Annotated in this window: 3 protein-coding genes; all 3 read right to left on the minus strand. The window is 44.4% G+C overall.

The genetic code is table 11. The annotated features are described in order from the left end of the window. Positions 1–5,207, minus strand: a 5,207-nt coding sequence (locus tag PAV_RS23005) for a non-ribosomal peptide synthetase (RefSeq protein WP_040736627.1), incomplete at its 3' end; no start/stop codon positions are given. Between the two features lie 26 nt (positions 5,208–5,233). Continuing rightward, positions 5,234–20,317, minus strand: coding sequence for a non-ribosomal peptide synthetase (locus tag PAV_RS23010; RefSeq protein ID WP_157267210.1), 15,084 nt, complete (start codon positions 20,315–20,317; stop codon positions 5,234–5,236). Then, on the minus strand, positions 20,290–21,318 hold the full coding sequence (locus PAV_RS23015; protein ID WP_005550229.1) for a condensation domain-containing protein: 1,029 nt from the start codon (positions 21,316–21,318) through the stop codon (positions 20,290–20,292). The genes PAV_RS23010 and PAV_RS23015 overlap by 28 nt, the downstream gene beginning before the upstream one ends. Positions 21,319–21,337: the final 19 nt, after the last annotated feature.

A 21,337-nucleotide genomic window follows, 5' to 3' on the forward strand; every position in this document is an offset into this window, starting at 1 on the left:
TTAGGTGTTAAGGTAATCGCTAGGCGCTCCACTTGCTGTTCGCTCGCTTGCGGTGTATACACGGGTTTAATCTCCGCGACTTGTTCATACCCTGCTAATACGTCTGACCAGTAAGACATCCCTTTTTCTTGATCCTGTTTTTCCAGCCATACGATATAATCTTCGTAGGAGGCCCGATCCTGCTTGTCCTTGATTACCTGCTTCTTTAGATCAGCTGGCAAAGCCCCTTGTTGCAGCGCTTGATAGAGTCGATTGAACTCCCCGTATACCGCCGATAGACACCAACCATCCATAATAATGTGATGGAAATTCCAGATCAATTGATAACAGTCTTTTGACAGGACGACGTGGTGTACACGCAATAACGAGTCTTGTGCAAGGTCAAAGCCTCGCTGGATTTGATCGTGTGCGATTGCTTCCACCATTTCTGCCTGCACTGTTGCTTTTACTCCCGTGAGGTCCGTTCTTTCGTATTCCACTTCCCTCTCTCGGATCACGACTTGTTTGGGCCTCGATATATCTTTATGAATAATCGCCGTACGCAGCACTTCGTGCCGTATCGCAAGAAGTTTGAGTGCCTGCTTCACCATGTACTCATCGGCATAGCCTTGCCCTATAAAAATATTCTGATTTCGATAGGCTGTCGATTCAGGTTCGGCGATGCTATGATATAGCATCCCTTTTTGCAGGGAAGTGAGTCCGTATATTCGCTCGACCTGAGATGCACCACCGACTGCTTGTTGAATGACCGATAAATCCGTTCGGGTTAAATGCGCTGCCGGGTAGTCAGACGGTGTCTGAACCGTTTCTTTTATCGCGATACAGTGGTCTTTTATATCAAGCAACGCTGCCAAGTATCGTTCACTAAAGGATTGCATCCTCTTACGGGATAGATAGGAGCAGTTGTACCCGATCGTCAGCTGCAGCTTTCCATCCATGATGCCCCCGTTGACGATCATCTTGCGAAAGACGGTATTTTCAGCGGCTGATCCCTTGCCCGAACTAAAGAAGTGTAGTTTTTTACCCTTCGCTTCAGCGTCCATTTGCCCCATGTAGTTAAACATGACTTCAAGCGGCCGGACTGGCAATTCATCCTGTAATAGACCGTATCCAAGGCCTCGGTTCGGGATTTGACGCAGCGTCTCTTTGGTTGTAATGATACTTTCTGCTATATCCTCATGACACGGAACCACGACTGGATATATACTTGTAAACCATCCGACCGTCCGGTCAATATCGATCCGCTTATGAATCGGTTCCCTTCCGTGTCCTTCCATGCCTATCGTTACATCTCTTGCCCCTGTTAGTTGCTTCACAGCCATTCCCAGGGCGCTAATAAGCAAGTCATTGATCTCGGTATGATAGGCCCGACCTGCCTGGTGGATCAGCTGCTCGGTTTCTTTTTCATTTAAATGTATCGTGCAACTGTCATAACCGCTTTCTCCTGTCTGTTCGTCCATTCCAAGTTCCCCGGACTCCATCTGCGTGGCTACTTGTTCCCAGTACGCCCGTTCTTTCTGCAAGAGGTGGCTGTCCTTATATTTTGCTAACGCCTCCGCCCATGCCTTATATGACGCTGTCTTTGCCGGGAATCGGATCTTGGTTCCTTCTTTTACTTGCTGGATAGCTGTTCCGATATCTTCTTGCAGGATACGCCACGATACGCCGTCCACCACAAGATGATGGATCCCTACAAACAGCAGGTTCCCTTCACCCGTCCGGAACATCGCTGCCTTCACCAACGGCCCTTCTTCTAAGTTGATACTGCTGTGCAGTTCCGTACATGCCGCTTCCATGAGTGCTGCTGCTTGTTCTTCGCTAAAGTCATACACCTTTAGCTCATACGCTTTGCCGGCACTCCCCTTTACAATCTCTAGCTGACCTTCCCGGTAGACGGATCTCAGGATGTCATGATGCGCTATAAGAGCATCCAGCACTTCCCGAAGCTGCTTCTCATCTTCCAGATCAATCTCCATCAGCATGTCCTGATTGAAGTGGTGTGGCTTAGGAAGATTCCAGGACGCAAACTCTCTGACGATCGGCGTCAGCGGTACGAGGCCACTTACTTCAGCTTGCTCATACTGTTCCTCTAGGGCAGACTTTTGTGCCGCATAGCTAATCGCCTCAACGGTATACTTTTGCATAATATCTTTGATCGCGATTTGATATCCTGCACTTCTTAGCTTCGACACGATCCGTATCGCTTTGATTGAGTCCCCGCCCAGCTCAAAGAAGCTGTCCTGCGTGCCGACTCGCTCTACGCCCAGTACTTCACTAAAGATATGACATAGTTGCGCTTCAAGTTCGTTTTTCGGAGCCGTGTATTCCTTCTCGCTTACTGCCACGATCTCCGGCAGCGCCCGTTTATCCAGCTTGCCGTTTCGCGTCACCGGCAGTTGATCAATCTGCATCATATATGCGGGCACCATATAGGCCGGCAGCACTTCCTCCAAGTCCCGTCTCACCGCTTGCAGTTGGACTTGATCTTTCGATATGAGGTAGGCAAACAGCGCTTTCTCTCCGTCATGGGTTTCCCGCACGATGACCGCCGCATCTTGGATTCCTTCCAGTTGCCGCAGCGCATTTTCCACTTCTCCCGGCTCGATCCGGAACCCCCTGATCTTCACTTGGTCATCAATACGGCCCAAATAGGCTATGTTCCCGTCCGGCAACCATTTGGCTAAGTCTCCCGACCGGTACAGTTTTCCTTCCCCGTATGGATTCTCAATAAACTTCTCTGCGGTTAGTGCCGGAAGGTTCAAGTACCCTTTTGCCACACCGCTGCCTGCAATACATAACTCCCCAGGTACACCTATCCCGCATAGCTTCATGCCATCCATAATATAGATTTGCGTATTGCTCGTTGGTTTCCCAATCGGTACAGGATTGGGAATTTCACTCTCTCCATCGTATTCCCATCCCGTTGCCAATACTGTGCTTTCCGTCGGGCCATAGGCATTGATATATCGTGTACCGCTTCCTGCCTTTTCGATCATCTCCGCGTTTGCTGCCGATCCCCCAGTCGTCAGTACCCGCAGTCCGCTTATATCCGTCTGCAGATAGTATTGCGGCGGCAGCAACGTCAACGTGATTCCGTTTTTCTTGATAAAAGCGTTAAAGCTGCTCACATCCGATAGAACCGCTTGGGACACAAGGGTCAGCTTTGCACCCAGCAAAAGCGACAGTGTCATCTCCCATACGGAGGCGTCAAATATATAGTTGGCAAACTGAAGCACGTTATCTTGCTGCGTCACTTCATACTTCTCCTGCAGGTAACTCCGCATCGCAACTACGCCGCTGTGCGCTAACATTACCCCTTTAGGCTGCCCCGTCGTTCCGGAGGTATAGATAATATAAGCCAAATCATCGGGACGATTGACTTGCTCCGGATTGTCGCTTTGCCCTTCCCAGAGCTTATCGTCCGCCAGATTAATCGTCGGCAGATCCGTTTCAATCGTAGCTTTATACACAAGCACTGCCTTTGGTTTGCAGTCATTTAGGATAAACTGCATACGCTCTGCTGGGAGGGTAGGATCGACTGGCACATACGCGCCACCTGCCTTGATGATGCCATACATCCCGGCAATCATCTCCACACTTCGCTCTGCTACGATTACCACGCGGTCATCCGGTTTAATGTGCAGTCTGCGAAGCGCCCATGCCACTTGGTTGATTTTTTGGTTTAATGCATCATACGTCACATCGTTATCTTCATATACAACGGCGATGGCATCCGGGGTGTGAGCAACCTGCTCTTCCCATAATGCTGGAATCGTTTTATCCTTTGCATACGGTAAGCTCGTATCATTAAATGCACCTAGTATCTGTTCTTTCTCTTCCTCTGTTATGGTCTCAAGTTCAGACAACTTCATTTCTGGGGTGTTGACGAAAGAGAGTAAGACAACTTGTAAGCGCAATAACATTGCTTCTATTTCCTTTGATCCATAGCGATTTGACGCATACTGCATCTGAAAACGCAAATACCCGTGTTCATAATTTGCGATTAAGACTAAATCATAATTCGTTTGCTCCCGATAAGTTTCTATATTTAACCCAAGTCCCTCACTGTGCTGTGTCAATAAAGTCTCATCAAGCTCATAATTTTCAAAGGCATATAAATACTTGATCAACTCTGATTTTTGCTTCGTTAAACTCATAATCTGCTGTAAGGGACAATAAGAATAAGCTGTACTTTTCGTTCCTTGTAGCTGCGTGCTGTGCAAAACTTCTAAAACTATATCATCTTCTTTATACCTGATTCTTGCGGGAATCGTCACGATAAATGGACCCACAATCTTTTCAATTCCTCTAATTGGAACATGCCTGCCTGAAATTACCTTGCCATAAACAACATCTTTGGCACCTGTATACAATTGCAGTACAATTCCCCAGGCTGTTTCCACAATCGTATTCATCGTAATATGATGGGTGGCAGCGAGATTTTGCAAACTTGCCGTCTGTTCTTTAGATAATTTCATTTCACTCAAAGAAACGGTTTCCACCGCTAATGGCGTTTGCTCCGTTGACTTTATGTCCGCTGCTCCATCATAGTCAGATAATAATTCTTCCCAATACGCAATGCCTTCATTAGCATTTTGCTGCTCCAGCCACTTTACATAATCTCCATATTTTTCGATTCTCTTCTTGTCAGTTTCCACTATCGACATGATAGATTGCAAGCTCTTTCCATGTTCAAGCATGTCATAATACGTTTTGAAATCACTGAACAAAATAGATAAGCTCCAACCATCAATAATGATGTGATGAAAAGTCCATAACATCTTATATTGGTTTGCTCCAAAATGAACGAGCTTGACTCTTAATAAAGAATCGCGTTGTAGATCAAACCCGCGCTCCACATCAAGTTGCGCAATCATATCCATTTTATTGTTTCGTTCATATGCCGCAATATCCGATAAATCTATCCGTTCATATTCTATTGCCCGGTTCTTGAGTATAATTTGTCTCGGCACAGTCAATTTCTCAAATACGATGGAAGTTCTTAAAACGTCATGCTTCATCGTTACAAGTTGTATTGCCTCTTTTACCTTTTGTTCATTAATCAGACCGTTCAGTTCAAAACGATGCTGAACGACATAAGCGGTAGAATCACCATTCATCAGCTTATGAAACAGCATTCCTTCTTGTACTGGGGTAAGAGAATAAATATTCTCAATTTTAGAACCTAAAACCATTTTCGAGCTCATGTCTGCTCCTCCACCTTATAGTAGATTTATTCTAGATCGAATAGCTCATTTATCACTTGGAGATCGTCCACAACCAAATCAGTGGCATCCGTATCCGAGATCGTGATGGCAACCTCCTCCTGTGATGCACAAAATTGAATCGTAGCCATTAAACAATCATGGAATGTTTCAATAAATAGTTGTATCTTCTCAGCAGACAACTTGCTCTTGTCATAGACAATACTGAAATGCAACTGTTCTTTTAGCAAGCTTCCGTTAATATTGACTTTACGGTATACAATATTTTCATCCGCTGATCCCTTACCCGAACTAAAAAAGTGTAGTTTTCTCCCCTTCGCCTCAGCGTCCATTTGCCCCATGTAGTTAAACATGACTTCAAGCGGCCGGACCGGCAATTCATCCTGTAATAGACCATATCCAAGGCCTCGGTTCGGGATTTGACGCAGCATCTCTTTGGTTGTAATGATACTTTCTGCTATATCCTCATGACACGGGACCACCACCGGATATATACTTGTAAACCATCCGACCGTCCGGTCGATATCGATCCGCTTATGAATCGGTTCTCTTCCGTGTCCTTCCATACCTATCGTTACATCTCTTGCCCCTGTCAGTTTCTTCACGGTCATTCCCAGGGCGCTAATAAGCAAGTCATTGATCTCGGTATTATATGCCCGACTTGCCTGGTGGATAAGCTGTGCGGTTTCTTCCTTATTTAAATGTATCGTGCAACTGCCATAACCGCTTTCTCCTGTCTGTTCGTCCATCCAGAGTTCGCCTGCCGACATCTGCGCTGCTACTTGTTCCCAGTACGCCCGTTCTTTCTGCAAGAGGTGGCTGTCCTTATATTCTGCCAACGCCTCCGCCCATGCCTTATATGACGCTGTCTTTGCCGGGAATCGGATCTTGGTTCCTTCTTTTACTTGCTGGATAGCTGTTCCGATATCTTCTTGCAGAATACGCCACGATACGCCGTCCACCACAAGATGATGGATCCCTACAAACAGCAGGTTCCCTTCACCCGTCCGGAACATCGCTGCCTTCACCAGCGGCCCTTCTTCTAAGTTGATACTGCTGTGCAGTTCCGTACATGCTGCTTCCATGAGTGCTGCTGCTGCTGGTTCTTCGCTAAAGTCATACACCTTTAGCTCATACGCTTTGCCGGCACTCCCCTTTATAATCTCTAGCTGACCTTCCCGGTAGATAGACCGCAACATATCATGATGCGCTATAAGGGCATCCAGCACTTCCCGAAGCTGCTTCTCATCTTCCAGATCAATCTCCATCAGCATGTCCTGATTGAAGTGGTGTGGCTTAGGAAGATTCCAAGACGCAAACTCGCTGACGATCGGCGTCAGCGGTACGAGGCCACTTACTTCATCTTGCTCGTACTGTTCCTCTAGGGAGGACTTTTGTGCCGCATAGCTAATCGCCTCAACGGTATACTTTTGCATAATATCTTTGATCGCGATTTGATATCCTGCACTTCTTAGCTTCGACACGATCCGTATCGCTTTGATCGAGTCCCCGCCCAGCTCAAAGAAGCTGTCCTGCGTGCCGACTCGCTCTACGCCCAGTACTTCACTAAAGATATGACATAGTTGCGCTTCAAGTTCGTTTTTCGGAGCCGTGTATTCCTTCTCGCTTACTGCCACGATCTCCGGCAGCGCCCGTTTATCCAGCTTGCCGTTGCGCGTTACCGGCAGTTGATCAATCTGCATCATATATGCGGGCACCATATAAGCCGGCAGCACTTCCGCCAAGTCCTGTCTCACCGCTTGCAGCTGAACTTGATCTTTCGATATGAGGTAGGCAAACAGCGCTTTCTCTCCGTCATGGGTTTCCCGCACGATGACCGCCGCATCTTGGATTCCTTCCAACTGCCGCAGCGCATTTTCCACTTCTCCCAGCTCGATCCGGAACCCCCTGATCTTCACTTGGTCATCAATACGGCCTAAATAGGCTATGTTCCCGTCCGGCAACCATTTGGCTAAGTCCCCCGACCGGTACATCCGCTCCCCTGGTACAAAAGGGTTCGCTACGAATTTTTTATTCGTTAGTTCCGGCTTGTTGAGGTAGCCTCTTGCGACGCCAACGCCTGCCACGCACAATTCCCCGGGCACACCAATCCCGCATAGCTTGTCCCCATCTAGCATATAGATCTTCAGTGTAGGGAGCGCCTTTCCGACGTCGTTTACATCTAGCTCAATATCTTCTGCTGTGATCGCTTTATACGTGACATGGACAGTCGTCTCTGTTATCCCGTACATATTCACGATGTTCATCTCCGGATACTTCGCATGCCATGCCTTTAATTTCCCTACCTGCAGCGCCTCTCCGGCAAAGATTAGATGTTTGACGCACAGTCTCTCCCCTGCTTCTGCTAGCTCAACTTGCATCAGATTATAAAAAGAGGATGGCACTTGGTTTAGTACCGTCACCCTTTTTTCACGTAGTATATCTAAAAAGGCGTAGCTGTCCTTTTTGGCGTCGTTAGGTATGACGACAAGGTGACCTCCGTATAATAACGCTCCATACATTTCCCATACCGATACGTCAAAGTTGTAGGCTGCAAACAGGCTCCATACATCCTCTTCATGGAAATCAAACGGCATGTCATCGTTTTTCATCAACCGGACGACACATTCATGTTCGATTATCGTTCCCTTTGGTTCACCGGTCGTGCCTGACGTATATATGATATATAGAGCATCTTGCGGTGCGATGGATACATCCGGATTGGCTTCCAGCTCTGTTCTGTTTGGTACATCCGATATACCTGGTATATTCGCATACAGATGCTCTATCGCATATATTCCTCCTTGCTGAAATGAAACTGTATGTTCTTTTCCTTGATTGACAAGAAGCAAGCTTGCACCACTATCCGACAGCGTATACTGGATACGGTCTTGCGGCGCCTCTGGATCGATTGGCACATAGACATATCCGGCCTTCACTACTCCGAGTATCCCGATGACCATATCGATATTGCGTTCTAACAGCAACGCTACCATCGTTTCGCCTTTGCCTGTTTCGTTCTCGGCTTTAGTAGCAAGCAGCCGATTGGCAACGATGTTCGCCTTCGCATTCAATTCCGCATACGTCAGTTGCTCCGTCCCGCAAGATACCGCTATCCGATCCGGTGTTTTCTTCACCTGCGCCTCAAATAAGCTTTTGATCGATTCCTCGTGCGGATATTGGGTTGGCTTCGTTTGAAACGCACCTAGTATCTGCTCTTTTTCTTCCTCTGTTATCGTCTCGAGTTCAGATACCTTCATTTCTGGGTTTGCTGCACATGACAATAATACACTTTGTATCTTTGACATAATATTGACAACGTCTTCTGCTGCCAGCTTTCTAGGATCATACAATACATCGACATGTAGCTGACTGGTATCAAGATACGCTTTAAACGTAGTCGTATAATTGGTTTGCTCCCGTCCACCCTCTACGGTAAACTGAAAAGCTGAAGTCTCACTTTGTCGCACTTCATCCCATGTATCATCGTTATCGAATGTAAACAAAACTTTAACTAAATCGGTGTTCTGTTTGGTCAGTCGTTGTACTTTGGCAAAAGAACAATGTCCATGCTGATCACTTAGTATCGCTTGTTCTTGCGTTTTTCTCCAAATATCGCATATGTGCATTCCATCATCACAACAAATACGAATTGGAATGGTGTTAACAAATATTCCGGCAATATGCTCTATCCCTCTTACATCAGCATTTCTTCCGGAGACCACCTTGCCAAAGACAACATCCTTTATGCCGCACAATTCCTGTAATACGATACCTAAAGCCGTCTCTATCATCGTATTCAGCGTAATATTGTACGTTGCAGCCGTATTAAGAAGTTGTCTTGTTACATCAACAGGAAGTTTATGATTAATTCGCTTCATCTCGCTAGATGTTTCTTCAGGTTGACGGAGCGGCTTAATGTCAGCAGACTCTTCATAGTCTAGTAGGAGCTCTCTCCAGTATAGCAAGCTCCTTTCTTCATCTTGTTTTTCCAACCAGTTAACGAAATCCTTGAAATGTAAGCTCTTTTCCTTCTCTTCCTCTAACCCTTGCTCAAGCTCCACAACAGACAAGCCTTGTTGTAGCTTTTCGCATATTTGTATAAAGTCATTAAATATAACGTTGTCTGACCATCCATCCGAGATGATGTGGTGAGAACTCCAAATTAATTTCCCTTCTGTTCTACTTAACATGATATTGGTAACCCGTAACAATGCTTCTTGCTGTAGATCAAAACCCCGCTTCAGGTCAGAATCAATCCATGTAGAAATATGAGAAGCTTGTTCTGCACGATCCTTGTCCGACCAGTCCACAACTGCATATTCGATTTCACGACTTCGCAAAAGAAGTTGTCTAGATTTAGCGCCATGGTCATATACAATTGCAGTTCGCAGTACATCATGTCGTTTCGTTAGCAGTTTCAGCGCTACCTCAAACGTTTGTTCACTTTGATTACCGTTATAGTGATACACCATTTGTGTAACATAGCTGGTTGATTGCCGATTCAGTAAATAATGGTATAAGATTCCTTCCTGCATCGGAGTTAGCGTATAAATATCATCAATATCCTCTTTATCAGCAATGAACTCCTGAATCAGTCCTAATTCATCACTCGTCAAGTCATCACAGGAATAATCAGAAGCCGTCTTCACCGGTTTGTCTTGTACACAGCAATATCTAATAATATCGCTAAGTTTTTCCTTATATAATGCTGCAAAACGCTCTACGGTGTTCCTATTATATTTACTGCGGTCATAGCGGATTATAAAATGTAGCATATTCTGTACAATATACCCGTTCATATCAATTGCGCCTTCGGTACCATTCGAATTCGCTATACTCTTGTTGTTCGTAAACAGGGTAACATTCGACTCTGTATCCAACTGCCCTAAATAATTGAAGTAAATATCGGACTCAATCGCCAAATAATCACCTTGTAATAAGCCAAATCCCAACCCACGTAAAGGTACTTTCCTTAACATTTCTTTTGTATCAATAATACTCTTCCGTAAATCATCATGACACGAAACACGAATTGGGAACTTTACCGTAAACCATCCTATAGTACGATCGATATCCACTTTCTTGTGTATCGCTTCTCTTCCATGTCCTTCCAGACAAACCGACACTTTTGATTGTTTCGTCAGCGCATGAGTTGCAACACCGATTGCACTTATAAGCAAATCATTGATTTCGGTACCAAACGCTTTTCCCGCTTGCCTTATAAGCTGTTCTGTCTCATCCTTACGGAACGTTATTGTCACGTCCTCATACCCATGATCATGCGGATCGTCGTCTATAAGCAGTTTCTCTTCCTGCATGGCTGCGATGATTGTATTCCAATAATTCGCTTGGGTAGTAATCTCGTTTGTGCTTTTATATTCTTCTAATGATTCCGCCCAGTCTTTAAAAGCAAGTGTTTTTGATGGTAACTTTATTTCCTTTCCGTCTTGAAGCTGCTGGAGAGCAGTCTCTAAGTCTTCAAGCAAAATTTGCCATGATACTGCGTCAATGACAAGATGATGAATACACAAGAAAAGATAATTGGCAGACTGGGTTTTAAAGAGTGCCGCCTTCATCAAAGGGCCTTTGTTAATATCCATGCTTTGATGAATTCCAGTGGAAGCGCTTTCAAACCACGCCGAACCGTTAAGATCCGCATGAACCTCAAACACTTGTAACTCATAAAGTTTACTATCCGTACTACTTAAAATTGTCAGACTACCATCCCGGTAAATTGCCCGTAATATATCATGGTGAACAGCAACAGCTTGCAATGCTTCATGAATGTGCGTTTCGTTATCCGTTCTAACCGTCAAAAGAGCATCTTGATTATGATAGTTAGGATTAGAGTAATTTCTTGCACAAAAATCATGTATGATCGGTGTATTCATGACCTGACCCGTAACTTCACCCTGATCGTACTGGATCTCTGATTCCCTGCCTACTTTGTATGCAATCTTTTCAACTGTGTATTGACTTAAAATATCCGGCACCGAAATAAGATAACCCGCGCTTCTCATCTTCGATACAATCCGGATAGCTTTTATGGAGTCTCCGCCAAGTTCGAAGAAACTATCTTTTATACTAATACGTTCAACACCGAGTACCTCTCGGAAAATATTCACAAGCACCGATTCAGTTTGATCTCTCGGAGCAACATACTTATTGCCCCTCCCCTTGCGATCTGGCTCAGGCAGGCTGCGGCGATCTAGTTTCCCATTGCTCGTAATAGGAAACTGCACCAGTGGAACGATGTATGCTGGGATCATATAATCAGGTAAAACCTGACGAATATCTTCTCTAATTGCTTCAGTATCCAATGTCACTTGATCATTTGGCACCACATAAGCGCATAAATAATCATCCCCTGCCGCATCTTCTCTAACCATCACAACAGCATTCAGCACATCAGGTTGTTTTCGCAGGACATGCTCAATCTCGCCCAGTTCGATGCGGTATCCTCTAACCTTTACTTGATCATCGATGCGGCCAATATATTCAATATTACCGTCTGGTAACCAGCGGGCAAGGTCTCCCGTGCAATACATCCGCTCACCTTGCAAATATGGGTTGTCAACGAATTTCTCTGCGGTAAGATCACTCCGATTAAGATATCCCCTGGCAACACCAGGTCCGCTGATACAAAGCTCACCTGCCACACCGATTGGAAGCGGAGATCCGTAAGAATCTAATATAAATACTTGTACATTGGCAATTGGTTTTCCAATCGTAACTTTGTCATGTAAATGAATTTCAATCCCTGTTGCGTCTACCGTTGCTTCCGTCGGACCATACAGATTGAACAAACGAATATCCCATTTTTCAAGCAAAGCAGTGGCCAAATCATCCGTTAATGGCTCTCCGCCGACAACGATTACTTCCAAACCATGTAATGGATGAACATCCCGAACTTCATCCATAAGCATCTTCATCCGCGTCGGTGTACCCTTCATGATGTTCACGTTATATTGCTCAATCAATTGCAAGAGTAACTTTGGATCGTGTTGTGCTTCCTCATCAGCAATTACAATCTGCATTCCTTTGAGCAAGGCAAATAGTGACTCATAGACTGTGCCGTCGAACGCAATATTCGATACACATAACATTGTCTTCGTCGAATCCAAGTTTTGTAACTGATCTAGACCTGCAATCAAGTTACTAATCGAGCGATGTTCCACCATTACCCCTTTTGGTTTGCCTGTAGAGCCTGAAGTATAGATGATGTAAGCGATATCGGTTGCGTCTACAATCGTATGCAGATTATGACTAGATTCATCACACCATTCTTGATCCACATGAATGCGTCTTACATTGGAAGGTAGCTCGATCGTGTCATCGTATTGCCTCTGAGTCAATACTGCCGATAACCCGCTATCTTCCACCATATACTGAATCCGCTCCAAAGGATATGTCGGATCTATTGGCACATAAGCCGCGCCGACCTTTAACGTTGCGAGTATTCCAACCATCATTTCCATACTGCGACCAAGTAAAATACCGACAAAATCTCCGCGGCGCGTACCATGAAGTAGCAGTATTCTCGCAAGCTGATTTGCCCTCATATTTAACTGTGCGTATGTCAGAGCTTGATCTCGAAAGCGTAGAGCCGTTTTCTCCGGCATAGCCTGTACAATCTGCTCAAATTGTTCATGAATTGGTGTCGTCACATCATAAACACAGGACGTAGCGTTAAATGAGGTTAAAATGTGCTCCCTTTCTGCTTGCGTCATCATTGGCAGTTGACATATTTCAAGCTTAGGGGATTGCGTAACTGCTGCCAACAACGTTTCATAATGTTTCACCATTCGGCGTACGCTTTCTTCTTGGTATAGGCTTGTTGCATAGCGTACTTCAATGCGGTAGCCACTTGCCATTGGCGTCACTTCTAATGTTAAATCAAATTTAGCCGAACTGTGCTGTAAACTATATTCATCATGAACATTCATACTGTTAATGCCATAAAAATCGAAATCTGCTTCTTCATTATTCTGAAACACAAACAACACATCAAAAAGCGGATTTCGGGACATATCCCGATGCAAGCCCATAATATCAACCAGATCTTCGAGCGGATATGCTTGATGCTCTATCCCTTTTAGACATACTTCTTTCATCTCCGACAGGAAATCTACGAAATTCTTCTTTCCCGATGGTCTTCCACGTAATGCAATCGTATTCACGAACATACCGATTATTGGCTCTGTATCATAATGTAAACGTCCATTAACAGGGCAACCTACGATGATATCATCCTGACGGCTATATTTACTCAACAAAATCATCCATGTGCTCAGTAGTATCATATACTCGGTTGCACCCGATGTCCGGCACAATGCTGTTACAGCTTCCCGTAACTCTACATGATTCACGACTGATTTCCCTGTATTCTGTTGTACTTGCGGACGTGTAAAGTCTGTTGGTAAATCCAGTACTGGTATTTCACCTTGCAACGAGTTCAACCAATACGTCTCATGTTCCGTCATGTCTTGAGTCTGCAACCATTCGCTATAATCTTTATATTGAATCGGCATTGTCTCAAGGGGTTCGCCATTATATAGCTTGGACAAATCCTGCATTAGAATATTAATCGATGTCCCATCAGAAATGATATGGTGCATATCGAAGGCTAGGAGATAACCACCTTCTTTTTGATTAATTACTTTAACACGTATTAATGGCGCTTGAGACAAATCAAATGCATGCACAAACCCTGTATTATCATCTTCTTCAGTAATCTGAAGCGTAAACGGCACATGGTCATGAATACGCTGTATTGCTTCTCCGTTCTCCATATGAAAGCTTGTTCGTAAGCTTTCATGCCGTTGTATGAGTTGCTTCAGTGCTAGCTGAAGTCGTTCACGATCAAGGTCTGCATCCATTCGACGCAATAACGTCATATTATAAGCCGTACTATGCTGATCCATCTCTTGAATCGCATAAAGACGCTTTTGAGCTGAAGACATCCGATATGTTTCTTTCTGCATAGCATGTGGTATGGGTTCAAACACAGCCTTTGTATATAACGTATTCTGCGAAGTATCTCCTGCACTGATTCGTTCAAGGTGCTGACTGAGCGCTTTAATATGCGGATTCTCAAACAGTGTTGTTATCGGTAAACGTATTCCAATCATCGCTTCAATCTGATTGATAACGCGTACAGCATGTAAGGAGTGACCACCTAACGCAAAGAAATCATCATAAATACCAACACGGTCAACAGAAAGTACATCACCGAATATATTGCAAAGTATGACTTCCAATTCAGTCGCCGCAGCCGTGTATTGCTGCTCATGCACGATCTGTATTTCAGAAAGCGCTCGCTTATCTACCTTTCCGTTTCGTGTCATAGGAACTTTCTCAATCTGTATCATATGCTGCGGCACCATATAGGCAGGAAGTGTCTCCCCAAGGGAATTCCGCACTTTATGCATCTGAATCTCAGTGCTAGATACCAGGTATGCGTACAGTTCCTTTTCACTTCTATCTTGTTCGCGGGCGATGACGATCGCATCTTGGATACCTTCTAATCTTCGAAGAGCATGCTCTACCTCGCCCACTTCAATCCTGTACCCTCGAATTTTCACTTGGTCATCAATGCGTCCAATATACGCAATATTCCCATCCGGCAACCACATCGCAATATCTCCGGTACGGTACAGCCGCTCATCAGGAATAAGCGGATTCTCAATAAACTTTTCCACAGTAAGTTTTGGTTGGTTCATATATCCTTTCGCTACGCCGTCGCCGCCTACAACAAGTTCCCCTGGAACACCAATTCCACATAGCTGCATTTTTCTATCCAAAATATACGCTGTACTATTGCTGATTGGCTTCCCGATAGGGATATTGAAGTAATCCGTCTCTATTGCATACGTAACAGAAAAGGTCGTATTTTCTGTTGGACCATAACCATTAATCACTCTAAGTTTCGGATGCTTTTCCCTTACTGCTTTGATATGTTTCGCCGATAACCTCTCTCCTCCAACCAATAAATACTGTAATGGTTGAAAAACTTCGCATCTAGTGTCTACCATATAATTGAAAAGCTGCGCAGTCATCCACATCATCGTAATCTGGTGTTCGTGTATCAACATTCCCAACATGTTCCCGTCTGTTATGCTCTGCGTATCGGCTAACACCAATTTCCCGCCATTGAGAAGTGCGCCCCATATTTCAAATGTCGACGCATCGAAGGAGAGTGCACCAGTTAACAAAATGTGCGCCCCATTTAAATCAACATAGTTCGTTTGCTTCACAAGCCGTACGACATTTTGATGTGTAACACAAACACCTTTCGGATATCCTGTCGTACCGGATGTATACATGACATATGCAATATCATCTGCCGATATTAAGGCACGCTCTGTCATAGCTGCATAACTTCCATTTAGATCTATGACGGCGCAGTGCTCTTGAAGGACATTAATCATATCCCCTTTTACATCACCGCACAGTACGATATTCAAACCGCAATCTTCCAAAATAAAGCGCAGGCGGTTATCCGGTTCATCCGTATTAATTGGTACATAGCCACACCCTGCTTTGAGTATCCCCAGGAGCCCTACTATCATGTGCACGCTTTTCTCACATACGATACCAATTAATTGACCTGATGATACCCCCCTTTTTCGCAATTCGGTGGCAATACCTTGCGCGGCCTTGTCTAATTGTTGATAGCTTAATTGTTCCTTATCGCATACCACACAAATTTGATCGGGTGTAAGTTGAACCTGTTCTTCAAATAAGTCTGGAATAGATTTATGTTTCGGATATGTGCTTGCCGTATTGTTGAATTCACCTAGTATTCGTACCTTATCTTCCTTGCGAATTAATTCAACATCGAAAATCTTCTTCTCAGGATACTCAGCAAATGCACATAATACATTGTTTAACATGCTGAGCATCATCTCTACTTCTTCTAAAGCATGCTTGTTTGGATTATAAAGAACTGTAAATCGTAATGCCTCGTCCTCTACAGCAGCCAATAGATTAAGCGGATAATTTGTTTCATCTCTCGAAGAAACAAGCGCTAATTGCAAACCATCTGTATGTTCACTTTGCTGTTCTTGTGCCAAATGATTCTCAAAAACAAAAAGCGATGAAATCAAATCTGATTTTTGGGCGGTTTGTTCTTGAATTTTAACCAGTGAACAGTGAGCGTGCATCGTACTTTCAATACCTTGATCTTGTAATTCCTGCAAAAGTGCTACAATCGTTGTATTCTCGTCTGCGCTTACCCTTACTGGTATCGTATTAATAAAAAGACCTACTATGCTTTCAATCCCTCTTACTTCGGCATGCCTTCCCGAAATTACTTTGCCGAACACGATATCATTTGTAAAGTTAATCTGTTGTAATACGATTCCCCAAGCTGCTTCAGTGATTGTATTTATTGTTATCTGATGCGCTTGTGCTAAAAGTAACAAACTGCTTGTCAATTCAACATCCAGCTTCTTTTTCACTTGAGCCAAGTTGGAGCTGGAATATGGTGGCTCGAAATACGGACGGTATTTGTATGTTAAGTCATAATCACGAAGTCGTTCGAACCAATACGTAAGCGCAAGCTCCTCATCCTGATTCTGAAACCACTGAATATAATCACCATACGTCGCAATCTGGCACTTCTCTTGTTCAATAACTTGTTCTACATCGTGTATACTATAACCATCTTGAAGCAAGTTATAGTAATTTTTTAAATCGTTACATAATAATTCAGTACACCATCCATCTGCAATAATATGATGAAAGCTCCAAATCAATTGCGTGCAATTAGTGGATAGTTTAATAATTTTTATGCGAAATAGCGCATTAAGCTGCAGATCAAATCCCTGCTTGACATCCATCTCTATCAGTTCATTTAGTCTAGCTAGTTGCTCTTTCTCATCGTATGCTGTTAAATCAATTTCCTCCCAATCAAGTGAGCGATGTGACAAAATGATCTGTTTCGGATGTTTTAACCCTTCATACACCATCGCCGTTCTCAACACATCATGCTTTTTAAGCAAACATTGAAACGCACTGCGCATGAAATTAGTATTTATAGGTTGATTAACTTGATAAACAAACTGGGTTAAATACTCAGAACCACTACTTTTCAGGTCATGATACAAAATACCTTCCTGTAGCGGCAATAAATCAAATATATCCTGTATTTCATTTTTCTCTGGATAAAGTCGATGCAGGACACTCAAATCTTCATCCGTAATCGAAATTGCAGAATAGTCAGACGGAGTCCGAATCGATTCTTCTTGCTGCATACAATGTGCAATCATAGACTGAGTACACGCTTTATATATCTCAGCGAATCTTTGTATCGTATTGCTTGAAAAAAGACCTCTATTGTAACGGAAAGTAAATGTTAATCTTCTTTCACTTATCAAACCGTTTATAAACAATTCCGACAACATTTTATTCTCATCCGCTAAGCCTTTACCTGAACTAAAAAAGTGTAATTTCTTCCCCTTTGCCTCAGCGTCCATTTGTCCCATATAGTTAAACAAAACGTCAAGCGTACGAACCGACAATTCTTCCTGCAATAGCCCATACCCAAGACCTCGGTTCGGGATTTTTCGCAATATCTCTTTGGTTGTAATGATACTTTTTGCTATCTCATCATGGCACGATACCACCACCGGATACACACTTGTAAACCATCCGACCGTACGATCGATATCGATCTGCTTATGAATCGGTTCCCTTCCGTGACCTTCCATACCTATCGTTACATCTCTAGCCCCTGTCAATTTCTTCACAGTCATCCCCAAGGCGCTGATAAGCAAGTCACTGATTTCGGTATTATATGCCCGACCTGCCTGATGAATAAGCTGTGTGGTTTCTTCTTCATTTAAATGTATCGTGTAGTTGCCATACCCGCTTTCTCCCGTCTGTTCGTCCATGCCAAGTTTCCCGGACTCCATCTGCGTTGCTACTTGTTCCCAGTACGCCCGTTCTTTTTGCAATAGAGGGCTGCCCTTATATTCTGCCAGTGCTTCTGCCCATGCCTTATACGACGCCGTCTTTGCCGGGAATCGGATTTGCGCCCCTTCTTTTACTTGCTGGATGGCTGTTCCAATATCTTCTTGCAGGATACGCCACGATACGCCGTCCACCACAATATGATGGATCCCTAGAAACAATAGATTCCCTTCACCCGTCCGGAACATCGCTGCCTTCACCAGCGGCCCTTCTTCTAAGTTGATACTGCTGTGCAGTTCCGTACATGCCGCTTCCATGAGTTCTGCTGCTGCTTGTTCTTCGCTAAAGTCATACACCTTTAGATCATACGCTTTGCTGTCACTCACCTTTACAATCTCTAGCTGACCTTCCCGGTAGACGGATCTCAGGATATCATGATGCGCTATAAGGGCATCAAGCACTTCCCGAAGCTTTTTCTCATCGTCTAGATCAATCTCCATCAGCATGTCCTGATTAAAGTGGTGTGGCATAGGAAGATTCCAGGACGCAAACTCTCTGACGATCGGTGTCAGCGGTACGAGGCCACTTACTTCATCTTGCTCGTACTGAACCTCTAAGACAGACTTTTGTGCCGCATAACTGATCGCCTCAACGGTATACTTTTGCAAAATATCTTTGATCGCGATTTGATATCCTGCACTTCTCAGCTTTGAAACGATCCGTATCGCTTTGATCGAGTCTCCGCCCAGCTCAAAGAAGCTGTCCTGTGTGCCGACCCGCTCCACGCCCAGTACCTCACTAAGGATACTGCACAGTTGCGCTTCAAGTTCGTTTTTCGGAGCGGTGTATTCCCTTTCGCTTACCGCTACGATCTCCGGTAGTGCCCGTTTATCCAGCTTACCGTTGCGCGTCACCGGCAGTTGATCAATCTGCATCATATACGCTGGCATCATATAAGCCGGTAGTATTTCCTCTAAGTCCTGCCTCACTGCTTGCAACTGAACTCGATCTTTCGAAACTAGGTAGGCAGATAGCGCTTTCTCTCCGTCATGGGTTTCCCGTACGATGACCGCCGCATCTTGGATCCCTTCTAACTGCCGCAGCGCATTTTCCACTTCTCCCGGCTCGATCCGGAACCCCCTGATCTTCACTTGATCGTCAATACGACCCAAATAAGCAATATTCCCATCCGGTAGCCATTTAGCTAAGTCCCCCGTCCGGTACATCCGCTCCCCTGGTACAAAGGGGTTCGCTACAAATTTTTTACTGGTCAGTTCCGGCTTGTTGAGGTAGCCCCTTGCAACGCCGACGCCTGCCACGCACAACTCCCCAGGCACACCAATCCCGCATAATTTGTCCCCGTCTAGTATATATACATGATTATTTGCAATCGGTTTACCAATCGGGATGTTGCTTGGCACGTCGCTTATCCCATCATATTCCCAATACGTAGCCTGTACCGTACATTCCGTAGGACCATAACCGTTACAATATCGGGTGTCACTATTCCGTGTTTGTTCAATAACCGACTCATTTGTTGCGGCTCCAGCCGTTATTAACCATCTAACTCCTGTAAACGCCGTCTGAAGATAGTATTGTGGCGGCAGTGCAGCTATCGTAATCCTGCTTTCTTGCATAAAAGAATTAAAACGTGTTACATCCGCTATAATGGATTTTGACACCAAAGTTAGCGTCGCCCCTAACAATAGGGATAACGTCATCTCCCATACAGAACCGTCAAAGACATAGTTGGCAAATTGAAGCACATTATCTTGACTTGTAACGTTATATTGCTTCAGAAGATGATGCCGTAAGGACACAACACCGCAATGCTCTAACATTACGCCCTTCGGTTGCCCCGTAGTCCCGGATGTATAGATTATATAAGCCAAATCATTAGGGTGATTGATTTGCTCGGGATTATCGCTCATCCCTTCCCAGAGCTTATCATCAGCAAGATTAATCGTTGGCAGATCCGTTTCAATCGCAGCTTTATACACAAGCACTGCCTTTGGTTTACAGTCAGCTAGGATGAACTGGATTCGCTCTGCTGGAAACGTAGGATCGACCGGCACATATGCAGCGCCTGCCTTGATGATGCCATACATCCCGGCAATCATCTCCACACTTCGCTCTGCTACAATAACTACCCGGTCATCAGGTTCGATGTGCAATCTGCGAAGCGCCCATGCCACTTGGTTGATTTTTTGTTTAATGCGTCATACGTCACATGGTTGTCTTCATATACGAGGGCGATTGCATCCGGTGTGTTTGCAACCTGCTCTTCCCATAATGCTGGAATCGTTTTATCCTTTGCATACGGTAAGCCTGTATCATTAAATGAACCGAGTATCTGTGCTTGTTCTTCCTCTGTTATTGTTTCAAGCTCAGATAACTTCCCTTCAGGGTTTGCTGCGATAACTTGTACCACATGTTCTAGCCGTACAACAATTTGCGCTATTTCCTCACGTGCATACACGTTCGGATTGTATATTATTTCACATACTATCTTCCCTTCATATTCGAATGCGCATAACATCAAGTTGTACTTGGTTTGGTCCAAGCCGTACTCCATTTCGTACATAAAATCTGTTAGCTTGTTCTCATCCACATAATCGTTTTCAAACATATAGAGCACTTGGATTAAGTTCTGCTTCTGCTCCGTTTGCGCTTGAATCTCAGCGAGCGAACAATAGGCATATTGCTCACTTTCAGTCCCTTGCTGCTGCATTTCTTTGATCAGATCCAATATACTCATGTCTTCTTTACTCGCTACACGCACCGGTATCGTATTAAGAAACAGACCGCCGATGCCTTCTGTTCCGCGCACATCGGCTTGACGCCTGGACATTACTTTCCCGAACACCACATCTTTCAGACCGCTATATGCTTGTAAAACAACTCCCCAGGCCGTTTCCATTACATGACTCACCGTCAATTGATGGGCAGCTATCAGTTCCCCCAACTGCAATGCATCTTCAGGAGATAATGTAAACGCCAAGCGCTCTACTTGCTGATCACTCTCTTGAGGTGTATATATCGATTTAATCTCGGCAACTTCTTCATATCCTGCTAATACATCTGACCAATAAGACAGCCCTTTTTGTTGATCTTGTTTTTCTAGCCATATCATATCTTCTTCATGTTTCTTGTTGTTTGGAACGAATTTTCTCATAATGGCTCTATATCCTTTC

It is taken from the genome of Paenibacillus alvei DSM 29 (assembly GCF_000293805.1).
Classification (GTDB): domain Bacteria; phylum Bacillota; class Bacilli; order Paenibacillales; family Paenibacillaceae; genus Paenibacillus_B; species Paenibacillus_B alvei.

What these genes read in the sequence shown, in the direction of transcription:
- PAV_RS23015 (WP_005550229.1), bottom strand. Translation starts at nt 21,318, where the DNA reads ATGAGAAAATTCGTTCCAAACAACAAGAAACATGAAGAAGATATGATA.